The sequence below is a fragment of the Mycobacterium sp. E3251 genome (assembly GCF_001666835.1).
Taxonomy (GTDB): domain Bacteria; phylum Actinomycetota; class Actinomycetes; order Mycobacteriales; family Mycobacteriaceae; genus Mycobacterium.
This window is the reverse complement of sequence record NZ_LZJF01000148.1, coordinates 14,834-29,468: the sequence shown is the minus strand read 5'-3', so window position 1 is coordinate 29,468 and position 14,635 is coordinate 14,834. Positions and strand designations below refer to the sequence as shown.

The following is a 14,635-nucleotide window of genomic DNA, read 5'->3' as shown; positions in this document are numbered from 1 at the left end:
CTCGCGGGGGCGGCCCGTTCCTTCACTTGGGCCACACTGGCCTCCGCCGGGGACGGACTAGAACTGCCCGACGGCGCGCCCGCGCTGCGTAGGGTTGGCCGGTGGCCGTGACTGACGTCTTCGCGCGCCGGGCGACCCTGTCGCGCGCGCTGCGGCTGCTGTCGGAATTCCGCTTCGAGCAGTCGGAGCCGGCCCGGTTCTACGGCGCGCTGGCGGCCGATACCGCGGCGATGGTCGGCGACCTGTGGCTGGCCGCGACCGGCGAGAGCCCGGCCGGCCGCACCCTGCTCGACGTCGGCGGCGGTCCCGGCTACTTCTCGGCCGCGTTCGCCGACGCCGGAATCCGCTACGTCGGCGTCGAACCCGACCCGAGCGAGATGCACGCCGCGGGACCCACGCCCGCGAACGGCGCCGGGAACTTCGTCCGCGCCTCGGGCATGGCGCTGCCGTTCGCCGACGACTCGGTGGACATCTGCCTGTCGTCCAACGTCGCCGAACACGTGCCGCGGCCGTGGCAGCTCGGCACCGAGATGCTGCGGGTGACCAAGCCGGGCGGGCTGGCCGTGCTCTCCTACACCGTCTGGCTGGGCCCGTTCGGCGGGCACGAGATGGGCCTGACCCATTACCTCGGGGGCGCCCGGGCCGCGGCCCGCTACGCCCGCAAACACGGACATCCGGCGAAAAACAACTACGGGTCGTCGTTGTTCGCGGTGTCGGCGGCCGACGGCCTGCGATGGGCCGCAAGCACCGGGGCCGCGGTGGCGGCATTTCCCCGCTACCACCCCCGATGGGCGTGGTGGATGACCGCAGTGCCGCTGCTGCGGGAGTTCCTGGTCAGCAATCTGGTGCTGGTCCTGCAACCCCAATAGTGAAACGTGTTCTCGTTTCGCGTCGGCTTGGGTAGGGTTGCGCCCATGCGCGCCGGCGACGATGCAGCGCGGAGCAATGAGGAGGAGCGGCGCAGATGGCCGACAGCAAGACCGAATACGACAAGCTTTTCATCGGCGGCAAGTGGACTGAGCCGTCGACCGACGAGGTGATCGAGGTGCGCTGCCCGGCCACCGGCGAGTATGTCGGCAAGGTGCCGCTGGCGGCGGCCGCCGACGTCGACGCCGCGGTGGCCGCGGCCCGCGCGGCCTTCGACAACGGACCCTGGCCCACGACCCCACCGAAGGAGCGCGCGGCCGTCATCGCCAACGCGCTCAAGTTGATGGAGGAGCGCAAGGACCTGTTCACCCAGCTGCTGGCGGCCGAGACCGGCCAGCCGCCGATGGGCGTCGAAACGATGCACTGGATGAGCTCGATCGGGGCGCTGAATTTTTTCGCCGGCCCCGCCGCCGACCAGGTCAAGTGGAAAGAGGTCCGCACCGGCGGCTACGGGCAGAGCATCGTCTACCGCGAGCCCATCGGCGTGGTGGGCGCGATCGTCGCGTGGAACGTGCCCCTGTTCCTGGCCGTCAACAAGTTGGGCCCGGCGCTGCTGGCCGGCTGCACCGTGGTGCTCAAGCCGGCCGCCGAAACCCCGCTGAGCGCAAACGCTTTGGCTGAGGCCTTCGCCGAGGCGGGGCTGCCCGAGGGTGTGCTGTCGGTGGTGCCCGGCGGGATCGAGACCGGCCAGGCGCTGACCTCCAACCCGGGAGTCGATCTGTTCTCCTTCACCGGCAGCTCGGCGGTCGGCAAGGAGATCGGCCGCCGCGCCGCGGACATGCTCAAGCCGTGCACCTTGGAGCTCGGCGGGAAGTCGGCGGCCATCGTCCTCGACGACGTCGACCTGGCCGCCGCGATCCCGATGCTGGTGTTCTCCGGGATCATGAACACCGGACAGGCCTGCGTCGCCCAGACCCGGATCCTGGCCCCGCGCTCCCGCTACGACGAAATCGTCGACGCGGTAAGCGCTTTCGTGCAGGCGCTGCCCGTGGGCCTGCCGTCGGACCCGGCCGCCCAGATCGGTTCGCTGATCTCCGAGAAGCAGCGCGCGCGGGTCGAGGGCTACATCGCTAAGGGCATCGAAGAGGGCGCGCGGCTGGTGTGCGGCGGCGGCCGCCCCGAGGGCCTGGACGGCGGCTTCTTCGTGCAGCCCACGGTCTTCGCCGACGTCGACAACAAGATGACGATCGCCCAGGAGGAGATCTTCGGGCCCGTGTTGAGCATCATTCCCTACGACACCGAGGAGGACGCGATCAAGATCGCCAACGACTCGGTTTACGGCCTGGCCGGCAGCGTGTGGACCACCGACGTGGAACGCGGCATCGCGGTCTCGGAGAAGATCCGCACCGGCACTTACGCGATCAACTGGTATGCGTTCGACCCCTGTTGCCCGTTCGGGGGTTACAAAAACTCCGGCATCGGCCGCGAGAACGGCCCCGAAGGTGTCGAGCACTTCACCCAGCAGAAGAGCGTGCTCATGCCGATGGGCTACACGATCGACAGCTAACGCTCCGCACGCCGAGCGCGCACTCACCGCCAGGGATCAGCAGGAACCTCGCGGTGGGTGCGCGCTCGGCGTTTCGCTTTTGACGGCTGTGCCCGCCGCGGCGAGGCATGACCCGCAAATTATGCAATAAAGCATAGAAACCTGCTTGTTACACGACCGTCAATCAGCGTTCAGGCCCTCTCGCAACGACGTTTCCCGTGGTTCGACGTTTGCATAGGGAATAGATTTGCTTACTGGACCGCTGTCTTATATGCTTCTAAGCATAATCATGGGCTGCACTTAGGCCGGGAGAGAATCATGTGGATCATCGAGCTGAACATCGGCGGCTATCAATTCACCCGCGAGATGCCCGACCTCAAGCGCCGGAATTTCCGCTTCAGCCCCCGCAGCATGCATTGGCCGGTACTGCGGCATTCACACGCTGCATGACGTTAGCCACGGGAGGCACGAGAGTGGCGACCACGAGCGAAACGACGCAAGACCTCACCCCGACGAAGCGCGGCGGCACGCGCAGGAAAATGCTGGCCAGTGCCGCCGAGGTGATGCGTGAACGAGGCGCCGCGGGAGTGACCATCGATGCGGTGCTCGCGCGCAGCGGCGCACCGCGCGGCTCGGTCTACTACCACTTCCCCGACGGCCGCAACCAGATCCTGATCGAGGCGCTGCGGTATTCCGGGGATTCCATCACCGCGATGATCGACGACGCCGCCGAGCAGGGCGCCCGGGTGCTGCTGGCCAAGTTCGTCGAGTTCTGGGAGCGTCTGCTGACCGAGGATGGGTTCAACGCCGGCTGCCCGGTGGTGGCGGCGGCGATCGGCTCGGACGACGACGACGCCCAGCTTTCCGCCGAGGCCGGTGCCATCCTTGGCCGCTGGTGCGCGTCGCTGACCCGGGCGTTCACCCACGACGGATTCGACGAGCCGTGCGCCGCCTCGCTGGCGGTGATGTCGATCGCGGCGCTGGAGGGCGCCATCGTGCTGTCCCGCTCGACCGGCAGCATCGACCCGTTGCGTCAGGTCGGCGATCAGCTCGAATTCCTGATCAAGGCAAGGGAATTCGTGCTCCGCAACAATATCGGGGAGTAACTCCTCAGTCGCTGGCAGGCAGCGGCTTGACCTCTTTGAGCTGCAGCGCGGTCGCACCGACGCTCAGGCTCCCGGCACCCGGCTTGGTCACCAGCACCTCGGCACCGGTCTCGTCGACGTAGCGCTTGCCCATCACGGTGCCCTCGGCAAAGGCCGGGTCCAATTCGCCCGAACGCTCGGCGCCTATCGGCACCATAGGCGCACCGCCACAACGCAAGTCGTCGAGGCTGTCGGCGCTCCTGACGACGATCACCTGCGTGTCACACACCTGGCTGGCCAAGCGGGTTCCGTTCTTGATCATGCCTTCAGCCCTTCTAGCATCTCGATGATCTCCCGGCGAAGTACCTTGCCGGTGGGGGTCGTGGGCAGCTCGTCGCGAAACACTACCCGGTCCGGGGTTCGCGACCCGCGCAAGCTTTTCCGGACATGCTCGCGCAATTGCTCCGGATCCGGTTCCGCGCCGGGGCGGGGCACCACCACCGCGACGATCGCCTGGCCCCACTGCGGGTCCTCGACACCGACCACGGCGACATCCCGCACGTGCGGGTGCTCCACCAAGACCTCCTCGAGCTCGGCGGGCGCGATGTTCTCACCGCCGCGGATGATGGTGTCGTCGCTGCGGCCGCCGATGAACAGGTAACCGTCCTCGTCGAGCATGGCGATGTCTTTGGTTGGGAACCAGCCGTTTTCGTCGAGCACCGAGCCGATCCCGGTGTAGCGGCCGGAGACCTGCTCGCCGCGGACGAACAGCTCGCCGGTTTCACCCGGCCCGAGCACGTTGCCGTCCTCATCGCGGATCTCGATCTCGATGCCGGGCACCGGTTGCCCGACCGACGCCAGCCGCCTGGCGACCTGCGGCGTCTCCGCGGCCTGCGCCGCCCGGTGGTCGTCCGGGGTGAGCACCGCGATGGTCGAGCTCGTCTCGGTCAGGCCGTAGGCGTTGACGAAACCCACGTCCGGCAGAAGTTCGAGGGCCCGGCGGACGAGTGGCAGTCCCACCTTGGACCCGCCGTAGGCCAGGTTGCGCAGCGACGGCAGCTCGTGGCCGCCGGCCTCCAGCGCGGCAACGATGCGGTCCAGCATGGTGGGCACCACGGTCGCGGTGGTCACGTTCTCGGCGTTGATCAGCCGAACCCATTCCTGCGCATCGAAATTCGGCAGGTAGACCATCTTGCGCCCGGCGTACAGGTTCGACAGCGCGGCCCCCACCCCGGCGATGTGATAGGGCGGCACGCAGATCAGCGCGGCGTCGCTCTCGGCGGCCGACTCGAATTCCACGGTGCCGGTCACGTAGCTGGTCAAGTTGTTGTGCGACAGTTCGACGGCCTTGGGTTGCGACGTGGTGCCCGAGGTGAACAGCACGATCGCGACCGAGTCCGGGTCGGCAAACTCCGCGGCCGGCTCGTTATCGCGGGCGGCCGAAAGGAATTCGTCGGTGGTCATCAGCCGCGCCGCAGCGTCGCCGACCATGTCCCGGTAGCGGCTGTCGACGATCACCAGCGGCTCGGGCAGGCGGCCGACGAGCGCCTGGATGCCGTCGGCGGACAGCCGGTAATTGATCGGGGTGAAGGGCAGCCCGGCGCGCGCGGCGGCGAAGATCAGCACCGGCAGCATCGCACCGCCGGTGCCCACGTAGGCGACGTGCCGGGCATTCGATCCTGCGATCACCCCGGCGCCGCCGTCGGCGAGATCGCTGAGCTGCTGCGTCGTCAGCCGTGTGTCGCCGGAGACCACCGCCGTCCGCTCGGGATTGCTCGACGCGGCCATCTCGAGCAGCAGCGAAATGCTCATCCTCGGTCTTTCCGGTTCCTCAGCGGTTTACAAAACTACGCCATAGTGTAACTCGGCCGCTTACGTGCCCGTCCAGCGCGGTGGGCGCTTCTCAGCGAAGGCGATCGCGCCCTCTTTGGCGTCGTTGGACGCGAACACCGGCGCCAGCAGCTTGTTCTGCTCGGCGAACATCTCCTCGGGGCTCCAGCCGCGCGACTCGACGATGATCCGCTTGGTGGCGGCCACCGCCAACGGCCCGTTGGCGGCGATCTTCTCGGCCAGCGCGATGGCCTCGTCGAGCGCCTTGCCCGGCTCGGCCAAGACGTTGACCAGCCCCAGCTTGTGCGCACGTTCGGCCGGCAGGTTGTCGCCGGTGAGCGCGAGCTCCATGGCGATCGCGGACGGGATGCGCTGCGGCAGCCGCAGCAGACCGCCGCCACCGGCGACCAGCCCGCGCTTGACCTCGGGGATGCCGAAGGCGGAATCCTTGGACGCGACGATCAGATCGGTGGCCAGGGCCAACTCGGTTCCGCCGGCCAGGGCGTAGCCCTCGACCGCCGCGATGAGCGGTTTGACGGGCGGGCGTTCGGTGAAGCCCATGCCGCGCCCCTGGACTATGGGGAGCTCGCCGCGCGCGAAGGCCTTGAGGTCCATGCCCGCGCAGAACGATCCACCGGCGCCGGTCAGGATGCCCACCGAAAGACCCGGGTCGCCGTCGAGCCGGTCGACGGCCTCGGCCAGGCCGTTGGCCACCGCGGCGTTGACCGCGTTCTTGGCCTTCGGCCGGTTGATCGTGATGATCAGGATCCGATCCCGTTGTTCGACCAGGACTTCGGGTTCGCCGGCTTCTTCGCTCACGGTGCTCACGTGCCGCACAGCTCCTTAGGGGGTAGGGATGGCTGCTTATCCGACCGATGGTAACGGTCCACGGAAATGGCATTGGCACCAGTCGAGAGTCCCGTTTCCGGGAACAGTCCTCAGGCCGGCGCCATCGCGGCTTCAATGACGGTGAGGTCCTCGGAAAGCCCTGCAGCCCTTCGTATTTCGATGAAGTCGGCGACCATGGCCTCGGTCACCTCGTGTGGATCCTTGAGCGTGGCACCGTCGGACAGCACCGAGATGTTGAGCTGGTCGACGTAGCTCCAGACGGTGATGTTGAGGCCGCTACCGGCGGTCAGCGGGCCCACCGAATAGATCTCGGTGACCAGCGCCCCGCCGACCCGCCCGCGTTCGCGCGGTCCAGGCACGTTGGAGATGTTCAGGTTGAGGATCTTGTTGTGCCCGTCGCGCCCAGACGCCCACCGGAAGAACGCCTGCGTGGGCGCGGGCGGCATGTAGGCCGCCCAGCGGCTGACCAACTCGGGCCCCATCAGCTGGTTGCTTTCCTTGGCGGCGATGGCGTTCTCGTGAGTGCACCGCACCCGCTCCAGCGGATCGTCGGAGTCGGTCGGCAGGCCCACCAGCACGCCGGTGAAGCGATTGCCCGAGATCCGCTCGGGCGAGAAGTCGAAACTCATCGGCACCGACGCCAGCAGGGGCACAGCCGTGCCGTCGTAGCGCAGCAACAAGGTACGTAGGGCACCGGTGGCCATGGCCAGGACCATGTCGTTGATCGTCGCCCCGAGCCGCTTGCCGGTTTCCTTGACGTCGGCCAGCGCCAGGGTGGCGGTGGCGAACCGGCGCTCCGCGTTGATCTTGTGGTTCATGAAAGTCGGTGGCGGTTCGAACGGCCGGCTCAACTCCGGTGACAGCTTGCGCGAGCTGCGCCGGACCCGGCCCAGCCCCTGCGCGGTGTAGCGGATATTCGCGGGGATCCGCCCGACGTGGCGCAGATGATCCGCGAACGCCGAGCCCATCAACTGCCGGGTGGTGGGCGCCGGGTCCGACACGTATGGGCCACCCTCCGGCCCGGGCTGCAGGTCCATGCCGCGGGCCATCAGGTTGGCCGAGGCGACGCCGTCGGCCAGCGCGTGGTGGATCTTGCCCACCACGGCGATCCGGTTGTTCGCCAGGCCCTCGATGAAGTACATCTCCCAGAGCGGGCGGCTGCGGTCCAACGGTGTGCTGGCGATGCGCCCGATGGCCTCGTCCAGCTCGCGCCGGCCGCCGGGCGCGGGCAACCGCATCGGGCGAATGTGGTAATCGAGGTCGACCTCGCAATGCTCCCGCCACATCGGGTGGTGCAGCTGGAAGGGGATCTCGACCAACTGGTAGCAGAATGGTTCGAGCTTGCCCAACCGGCCGCGGATGACTTCGCGAAACGCCTCTACGCCGAAGTCAAGCCGATCGGAATCGAGTTCGATCACAGCGGCTTTGATGGTGTGCATGTGCACGTTCGGTGTCTCGCTGTAAAGCAGAACCGCGTCCCACCCGCTCAGCCGTTTCACCGCTGCCCCTTACCCATAAAGGGACCATACTCAGCAGCGGCAGTTCAGATAACCTCTTTGGCCGCGTTTGTCTTGGTGCGATAGACCTGGTTGAGGAACAGCGAAGTCGCGTGCGCCGCCGCGCCCGCGCGCTCCCCGTCGATGAGGTCGTACCCGTGGCCCGCGCCGGGCAACTCGAGGTAGCCCACCATCGAATGCGAGACCGCCCGCATCCGTTCGACGAAGCTGCGCGCCTGCTCGACCGGAATGACGCTGTCCTTGCTGCCGTGAATCACCAAGAACGGCGGCGCATTTCGATGCACACGCGCCATCGGCGACGCGTCCCGGAACACCTGGGGGTGGCGGTCCATCCGGCGCTGGACCACGACCCGCTCCAGGAAGTCGACGAACCGGTCCCGCTCGCGGGTCGACCGGTCCTCCCAGTCGTAGCGACCGTAGATGCCGACGACGGCGTCCACCGAGGTGTTGGCCCCTTCGGGCAGCTTCGCGTGGTACTGCGGGTCGTCGGGGGTCAGACCGGCCAGTGCGGACAGGTGCCCGCCGGCGGAACAACCCGCCACCGCGACGAAATCGCGGTCGCCGCCGAACTTGTCGACGTTGGCGCGCGCCCACGCAATCGCCGTCTTGACGTCGATGATGTGCCGCGGCCAGCGGTGGTGCGGGGCGACGCGGTAGTCGATCGCCAGGCAGACCCAGCCCTGCTCGGCCAGCCGGGACATCAGGGCCGAACCCTGGCCCATGGCCTTGCCGTGCACCCAAGCGCCGCCCGGGACGAAGATCAGCACCGGCGCGGGGTGCGCGGGCAGGTCCTTGCGGCGCCAGACATCGAGCACCTGAGCGGGGTGGTCGCCGTAGTGAACCGCGCGGCGGTGGAGGTAGCGGCGCTGACGCATCGCCTCCCAAATCGGGGGCGTCCGTCCCGCCGTGGGCCATTCCAGCTCCAGGTCGGCGGCCGACACGATGCCCCGCAGCGCCGCGACGGAGAGGTCCTGAAGGCTGACGTCGTCACCGCGGATCGCTTCGGCGGCGTCCTTCGCCTGACGCGGCTTGGTCATTCCGGAGAAGAATTCGGGGGCGTGCCGCGCGCCCCAGATGCCCATCGCAGTGAGGCCACCCAGCGGTTCGAGGTGCTTACCGACCACCGGCAGCGAAGCACCCGCCGCGCTCAAGGCCAGCGCGTAGTCGCCGGGACGAGCCCGCAGCAACCATTTCGCGCACGATGTCATAGGCGGCCTCCTTGCCGTGGTGTTAGGGCAGCGTACCCCCGGCCCCGGGTCCGAAACTGACGTTTGCGTCGACGCGACAGCCGACATTCGAAAGTCACCCGGCCAGCGATTGCTCGGTGCGAATACCGGCTGCTATAGAGCCACTGTGGAATTTGCTGTCGACGCGGGCGGAGGCCGGTCGCGACACGCTCACATCGCCGCCAGGCAGGCGATCACCCGCCCGCCGATCAGGCGGACGCCGGTCAGCGTCAAACCGACCTGCGCGGCGAGCGCGGCGGCGCTGTCCACGCCCACCGACGCCCACCGGAACCAGGGCCCGATCTCGCATGCGGACTCCAGCCGGACCCAGCGCGAACGGATGCCGATGTTCTCGGCGTCGAACTCGGCCACGCAGTGCCCGCCGCGGGCCAGCAGCTCGGCGGCCCGCCCCAGGATGCGGCGCGGGTCACCGCCGAGGCCGACGTTGCCGTCGACCAGCAACACCGTCTGCCACGACCCCATCGCGGGCAGCGGGTCGAACACGTCGCCCAGCAGGACCGGCGCACCGCCGCGGCCCGCCAACCGGATCGCGGCCACCGAGCGATCGATGCCCAGGGCCGGTATCCCCCGCTGAATCAGCCGGGCGACCAACCGGCCGGGCCCGCATCCCAATTCGATGGTCGGCCCGGTGCACATCTGCGTGACGGCTTCGTCGAAGACTTCGTCGAAGGCGTCACCAGATCCATCACCGGGACACACGTCATCGGGACATCGCACGCCCAGCCAGCGGTGGGCCGGCAGCGGTCGCAGCTCGCCGTCGTCGTGGCGAATCCAACATCGCTCGCCGTCGAGCGCCCGATCGTAGAGATGCCCCAGCATTCACGTCCCTCGCGTCGTGCCCGGCCGGGCGGTCCACGCTCGGTCCCGGTGAGGGACGTTGCGACGACGAAACGCTGGCGCGTACCGTCCTCGCCAGCATTCCACCGATACCCCGATATATGTTCGGCTAATCCACCGCCATTGGAGCACGCACCCCGGCACCGAATGGTTCATTCGCGATCGCTTCGCAGAAGTCCGGTCCCCGCGGTCACGTTGCCTCCCCGAAGTCTGAGCGCCGCATATCAGAGATAGCAGGTCCTCGAGCACTCCGCGTCGGCGATACTGATGCGGTGCCGAACACCGATGTTCACCCCGACCTGCAGCGGATCGCCCGTTTCGCCCCGCGCCGAATCGTCGGCCCCCGCACCCTGCCGATCATGCGGGTGGCGATGGCCGTGCGCGGGCGCCTTGGCAAGCCCGTCCGCGACGTCGAGGTGATCACGCTCGGTTCTGGGGCCGGTGTCCGGCTGTTCCGGCCGGCCGGCGTGGCCGAACCGACCCCCGCGCTGTTGTGGATTCACGGCGGCGGTTACGTGATCGGCACCGCCGAGCAGGACGACCGGCTCTGCAGCGCGTTCAGCCGGCGGCTCGGCGCCACCGTCGCGTCGGTGGAATACCGCCTGGCGCCCGAACATCCATATCCCGCCCCGCTGGAAGACTGCTATTCGGCGTTGACGTGGCTGGCCGCCTTGCCCTCCGTCGACCGGTACCGGGTGGCCATCGGCGGCGCGAGCGCCGGCGGCGGCCTGGCCGCGGCCCTGGCGCTGCTGGCCCGCGACCGCGCCGAGGTGAGCCCGGCGTTTCAGCTGCTGACCTATCCCATGCTCGACGACCGCAGCTCGGCCACCGCCCGCAAGTCCCACTATCGGCTTTGGGACAACCGCAGCAACGAGTTCGGCTGGTCGGCGTACCTCGGCAACGCCGACCCGCAGGTCGCCGTGCCGGGGCGCCGCGATGACCTGAGTGGGTTGCCGCCGGCCTGGATCGGGGTCGGCACGCACGACCTGTTCCACGACGAGGACCTGGCCTACGCCGAGCGGCTGACGGCCGCCGGGGTGCCGTGCCACGTCGAGACCATTCCGGGCGCCTTCCACGGCTTCGACCTGATCATGCCCAAAGCTCAAGTTTCGCAGCGGTTTTTCGACAGCCAGTGCGCCATTCTGCGTTCCGCGCTCGCCGCCGCGCCGTGATCGCCGGTCACATCGCGAAGTAAACGAGCTCGCCGCCGATGATGGTGGCCGCCACCATGCCGGCGTCCAGCTCGGCCAGCGCCGTCTCGGGCGGCTCGCTCAGCACACAGAGGTCGGCCGGCTGTCCGACCGCGACGGCCCGAGTCCGGCCCGGCCGCTCGGGCTCCCCCAGGAACATCGTCAAAGCCTTTCGGGCAGAGACACATTCGTTGGCGTTGAGGACGGTGCCGCTGAGCGTGGTGCGGTAGACCGCGGCGCGCATCGCCGTCCACGGGTCGCCGTGCCCGAAGGGCATGTCGGTGGAGAGCGCCACCGGCACCGTCGCCTCCAGCAGGGAGGCGACCCGCCACAGCTGAGGATGCTCGGCGGCGGGCACATCGGCGAGGTAGTGATCGCCGCGCTCGGCGACGAAGTTGGGCTGCGTCACCACCGTGACCCCCAGGCCGGCCAGATCGGCCAAGTTGTCCTGGGGCACGACGGCGGCGTGCTCGATCCGATCGCGGGGATGGCTGCCGCCCGCCCGCAGGGCCGCGATGGTGACGACTAGTTGGGCCGCGGTCACGCAGTGCACGGCGACCGGCCGGTCCGCGTCGTGCTGCCCGGCGATCCAGTCCGTCAGGGCGTCCAGGTCGAGGCGGTCGTCGTGCAGGATCTTCTTGCCCGGGGACAGGAAACTCGGCCGGGGCCGGAACTCGCCGCGCCGGTGCGCCACCATGAGCGACACCATGTCATCGACGTCGAGGTCCGGGGTGGCGTCGGTGACGCCGGTGACGCCGGTCGCGGTGATTCGCCGGCTCAGTTCGGCGAGGTCGCTTTCGCGCCGCGCCAGCAGGTCCGACCAGCCGTGGTCCGCGCTGCGCAGGCGCCCGTCGGGATGGTCGGCCAGCCCGACCCGGCCCAGCGCCTCGGAGTTGAGGATCCATAGCGCCCCACTGCGGTGCTGGATACGCACCGGGGCGCTGCGAACCATCGCGTCGAGGGCGCTCCGGTCCAGGTCGCCGGCCACCGACTCGTGGTAGCCGACGGCACGAATCCACCCATCGGGACCCGGCGTCGCATTCGACAGCAGTTGTGTCAGTTCGGCTTTGGTGCTGACCCCGGGCGGCCCGACGAGGAACGAATCCAGCGCGGATGCCGCCGAACGCACATGCACATGGTGATCATGCAGGCCGGGCAGGACGGTTCCGCCACCGGCGTAGAGCACGCCCTCGCCCCGCTCGGCGAGCAGGCCGTCACCCATTTCTTCGATCTGGTCGCCGACCCGGAGATCGGTGATCGTCCCGTCCAGCAGCGTGGCACGCCGAATCAACATGGCGCGCAACCTCGTTCGTACACCATTGCGCGCACAGCCCGGTTGTCGGCGCCCAGCCGCGCCGCGGGCCGGCCCGGCGGCGGAACCCGCGGGGGCGGGGCGGGCAGATCCGAGAGCGACGCTTGGGTCGGCAGCGCCGCATAACCGGCGGCGACGGCGGCCATCGAGACCTCGACCAGCTCGCCGCCACCGCGGCCCAGCGATTCGGCGACGGCCCGAGCGGCCTCCAGCCCCGTCAGCGGATCGGCGATGGCGTCGCCGCAGAACACCGGTCCGTCGGCGGCGACGCCGACCAGGCCGCCGCCCACCGCCGCGTCATCGCCGAACGCCGGCCTGCCGTCGGCATATCCTGTGATGCGCAACCAGATTCGGCCCCTCCCCGGCGAAAGATCGTCGGGTCCCAGCCGGCGCCGCGTCAGCGCCGCGGGGCGCGAGCCCTCGATCACCACATCGGCGGCGGTGAGCAACTCACGCAATTCGGCGGCCTGGGCGTCGAAATCGACACAGTACGAGAGCTTTTGACCGTTCATCCAGTCGAAAAACGCCGGGTTTCCGCCGCGGGTACCGTCCGGGCGGCGCGGGCTCTCGACCTTGACGACGGTAGCGCCGGCGCACGCCAGCAGCTGGCCGCACAGGGGGCCCGCCCACATGGAGGAGAGGTCGGCGACCAGTAACCCCGCGACGGCGCGCGCCGGTCCGCGGCCGCCCCACGGCCGTGTTCGCGGCGCGGCGGCCGTCGCTTCACCCAGACCCGCCGCGGGGATGTCGAGCAGCGTCGCCCGCTCGACGATAGCGCGGACCGGTTGCGTTGTGGCCCAGTGCCGCAACGCCGGCCACGGCTCGCAGGCGATCTCATCGGTCTGCACCAGCGCGGGAACGGCGGCGGCGTCGTCGGGGCGCGACAGCGTGATCGCACACCAGCCGTCGGCGGCGGCCAACAGCCGGGTGGCCCCACCGGCGGACAGCCGGCCGCCGCGGGTCAGGCCCAGCAGCGCGGCCCGCCCGGCCAGCAGGCCGGTGGCATCGACGGTGATGCCCCAGCGCTCTGCGACGGCCGCGGCCACCCGCCGGGCGTGGGTCAGCACGTTCGCGCGGGAGAAGTCGGGCGGCCCGTCCGGCAGGCCGGTCAGATAGGCCAGCCCGCTGCTCCCCCACATCGACGTAGCCGAGCTCACGTCCCCCATTGTGCTCGTGTTGCGCCGCTAAAACTGCAGCGCGCTGAATCGCCAGTCCAGCACCGCGCGGTCGGGTTCACCCGCGACGTCGCTCGCGGCGTAGACCAGTGCCCGCAGCCCCAGCACGCCCCCCTGGCCGGTCGGCGCGGCGGACTCGACCTGCAATTCGCTGTAGAGGGTGTCGCCCTCGTGGACGGGACCGGTGTGGTCGCAGGACTGCCAGCCCAGCACCGTTGCGAGGTTGGGCAGCAGCCTGCTCGCCTGCGCGAGTGCCAGCCCGATGGTATGCCCGCCATAGACCAGCCTGCGCCCGCTGACCCGCGAATCGTGGTGAGTGGCAGCGATATTCATGGTCAGCCGGGCCAGCTCGGGTGCGCTGCTGACCACGTCGGCCGTGCTGTGCAGCACCGCACCGGCCAGGTCGGGGTGAAAGTGCGGACCGGGCACCTTGGTCCGGAACACCTCGCCGTCCCAGTGCGCGGTCGGATCATGGGCGGGCCCCGGTATGTCGGCGCCTATCGCCGACAGGTCGTCGGCGGGCCCCGCGCCGGGGTCCCAGCCCGGGCTCGCGGGCAGCATGGCGCACCGGTAGAAGTCGAGGACCAGCCGATCGGCCTGGTCGATCGTGATCATCCGCAGCGCCGCCAGCCCTGTCGGCGCCCGGCCCGGCTTGGGCGAATTGGCCCGCAGCCCAACCACTTCCGTGCGGGTGTAGATGGTGTCGCCGATGACGGGGAACCGGTGAAACGTAAGGCCGCGGTAGAACAGGTTGGCCTTGACCCGCTGGGTGGCCGGCGTGGACTGGCCGATCGCGACGTCGCACACCAGCGCCGGGTGCGCCAGCGGTCCCGGCACGCCGGTCACGGCGGTGCACAGCACGGCATCGCACGCCAGGCGCAGCCGGTCGCCCACGATCGCCTGGTGCGCCGCCGCCAGCCCCGAGGACAGCGTCGCAGCCGGCGCCCAGTCGAAGACCTGGCCGACCGAGAGGTCGTCGAAGTACGGCCCGCCGGGGCGGATTCCCGCATACCCGTCACTAGTCACAACGCCACATGCTGGCAGGGTGTGGAATCGAGGGTCAACCTCGTGGTGATCGCGAGCGCGGCGAAGCCGGGCGAAGCGGGTCGCCACCAACAACTGCGTGGCGATCGCGAGCGCGGCGAAGCCGGGCGAAGCGGGTCGCCACCAACAACTGCGT

The 14,635-nt window shown here is 69.4% G+C and carries 14 protein-coding genes; 5 read left to right on the top strand and 9 right to left on the bottom strand.

Annotation, left to right across the window (positions count from 1 at the left end):
- The first annotated feature begins 101 nt into the window (after positions 1-101).
- From A5697_RS18200 to A5697_RS18190, 4 genes are all read left to right on the top strand, one after another.
- Positions 102-869 carry a class I SAM-dependent methyltransferase gene (locus A5697_RS18200; protein ID WP_068011595.1) on the top strand — a complete coding sequence of 256 codons (768 nt, stop codon included), beginning with the start codon at positions 102-104 and terminating at the stop codon, positions 867-869.
- 95 nt (positions 870-964) lie between these two features.
- Positions 965-2,434, top strand: a complete 1,470-nt coding sequence (locus tag A5697_RS18195) for an aldehyde dehydrogenase (RefSeq protein ID WP_067947532.1) — start codon at positions 965-967, stop codon at positions 2,432-2,434.
- A gap of 297 nt (positions 2,435-2,731) precedes the next feature.
- Positions 2,732-2,863, top strand: a complete 132-nt coding sequence (locus tag A5697_RS28610; RefSeq protein WP_255360740.1) for a hypothetical protein — start codon at positions 2,732-2,734, stop codon at positions 2,861-2,863.
- Between the two features lie 89 nt (positions 2,864-2,952).
- Positions 2,953-3,519, top strand: a complete 567-nt coding sequence (locus A5697_RS18190; RefSeq protein WP_067947586.1) for a TetR/AcrR family transcriptional regulator — start codon at positions 2,953-2,955, stop codon at positions 3,517-3,519.
- A 4-nt stretch (positions 3,520-3,523) separates the two neighbouring features.
- Here the strand turns inward: A5697_RS18190 and A5697_RS18185 are convergent, their stop codons facing one another.
- The 6 genes from A5697_RS18185 to A5697_RS18160 form a co-directional block, all read right to left on the bottom strand.
- The gene (locus A5697_RS18185; RefSeq protein ID WP_067947530.1) at positions 3,524-3,820 is read right to left on the bottom strand and encodes a hypothetical protein; all 297 of its coding nucleotides are present in this window, start codon (positions 3,818-3,820) and stop codon (positions 3,524-3,526) included.
- Positions 3,817-5,310, bottom strand: a complete 1,494-nt coding sequence (locus A5697_RS18180) for a class I adenylate-forming enzyme family protein (RefSeq protein WP_067947526.1) — start codon at positions 5,308-5,310, stop codon at positions 3,817-3,819. Before A5697_RS18180 ends, A5697_RS18185 begins: the two co-directional genes overlap by 4 nt.
- 60 nt (positions 5,311-5,370) lie before the next feature.
- On the bottom strand, positions 5,371-6,147 hold the full coding sequence (locus A5697_RS18175) for a crotonase/enoyl-CoA hydratase family protein (protein WP_068011609.1): 777 nt from the start codon (positions 6,145-6,147) through the stop codon (positions 5,371-5,373).
- A 119-nt stretch (positions 6,148-6,266) separates the two neighbouring features.
- Positions 6,267-7,676: a wax ester/triacylglycerol synthase family O-acyltransferase gene (locus A5697_RS18170; protein ID WP_067947524.1), complete on the bottom strand. Its 1,410-nt coding sequence runs from the start codon at positions 7,674-7,676 to the stop codon at positions 6,267-6,269.
- Positions 7,677-7,720: 44 nt separating this feature from the next.
- Positions 7,721-8,902 carry an alpha/beta hydrolase gene (locus A5697_RS18165; protein WP_068011594.1) on the bottom strand — a complete coding sequence of 394 codons (1,182 nt, stop codon included), beginning with the start codon at positions 8,900-8,902 and terminating at the stop codon, positions 7,721-7,723.
- 189 nt (positions 8,903-9,091) lie between these two features.
- The gene (locus A5697_RS18160) at positions 9,092-9,760 is read right to left on the bottom strand and encodes a methyltransferase domain-containing protein (protein WP_067947522.1); all 669 of its coding nucleotides are present in this window, start codon (positions 9,758-9,760) and stop codon (positions 9,092-9,094) included.
- A 290-nt stretch (positions 9,761-10,050) separates the two neighbouring features.
- On the opposite strand from A5697_RS18160, the gene A5697_RS18155 reads away from it, so the two are divergent.
- Positions 10,051-10,950: an alpha/beta hydrolase gene (locus A5697_RS18155; RefSeq protein ID WP_067947521.1), complete on the top strand. Its 900-nt coding sequence runs from the start codon at positions 10,051-10,053 to the stop codon at positions 10,948-10,950.
- Between the two features lie 7 nt (positions 10,951-10,957).
- Here A5697_RS18155 and A5697_RS18150 read toward each other — a convergent pair whose 3' ends face one another.
- The 3 genes from A5697_RS18150 to A5697_RS18140 are packed head-to-tail and all read right to left on the bottom strand — an operon-like array spanning position 10,958 to position 14,481.
- Positions 10,958-12,262, bottom strand: a complete 1,305-nt coding sequence (locus A5697_RS18150; RefSeq protein WP_068011593.1) for an amidohydrolase family protein — start codon at positions 12,260-12,262, stop codon at positions 10,958-10,960.
- On the bottom strand, positions 12,256-13,446 hold the full coding sequence (locus tag A5697_RS18145) for a CoA transferase (protein WP_068011592.1): 1,191 nt from the start codon (positions 13,444-13,446) through the stop codon (positions 12,256-12,258). Before A5697_RS18145 ends, A5697_RS18150 begins: the two co-directional genes overlap by 7 nt.
- A gap of 18 nt (positions 13,447-13,464) precedes the next feature.
- Complete coding sequence (locus tag A5697_RS18140; protein ID WP_068011591.1) at positions 13,465-14,481, bottom strand: MaoC family dehydratase; 1,017 nt, start codon at positions 14,479-14,481, stop codon at positions 13,465-13,467.
- Between the last annotated feature and the right edge of the window lie 154 nt (positions 14,482-14,635).

Excerpts from the sequence above, each read along its gene's own strand:
- A5697_RS18150 (WP_068011593.1), bottom strand. The coding sequence starts at position 12,262 with ATGTTGATTCGGCGTGCCACGCTGCTGGACGGGACGATCACCGATCTC.
- A5697_RS18190 (WP_067947586.1), top strand. The coding sequence starts at position 2,953 with ATGCTGGCCAGTGCCGCCGAGGTGATGCGTGAACGAGGCGCCGCGGGA.
- A5697_RS18165 (WP_068011594.1), bottom strand. The coding sequence starts at position 8,902 with ATGACATCGTGCGCGAAATGGTTGCTGCGGGCTCGTCCCGGCGACTAC.
- A5697_RS18145 (WP_068011592.1), bottom strand. The coding sequence starts at position 13,446 with ATGGGGGACGTGAGCTCGGCTACGTCGATGTGGGGGAGCAGCGGGCTG.
- A5697_RS28610 (WP_255360740.1), top strand. The coding sequence starts at position 2,732 with ATGTGGATCATCGAGCTGAACATCGGCGGCTATCAATTCACCCGCGAG.
- A5697_RS18160 (WP_067947522.1), bottom strand. The coding sequence starts at position 9,760 with ATGCTGGGGCATCTCTACGATCGGGCGCTCGACGGCGAGCGATGTTGG.
- A5697_RS18185 (WP_067947530.1), bottom strand. The coding sequence starts at position 3,820 with ATGATCAAGAACGGAACCCGCTTGGCCAGCCAGGTGTGTGACACGCAG.
- A5697_RS18195 (WP_067947532.1), top strand. The coding sequence starts at position 965 with ATGGCCGACAGCAAGACCGAATACGACAAGCTTTTCATCGGCGGCAAG.
- A5697_RS18180 (WP_067947526.1), bottom strand. The coding sequence starts at position 5,310 with ATGAGCATTTCGCTGCTGCTCGAGATGGCCGCGTCGAGCAATCCCGAG.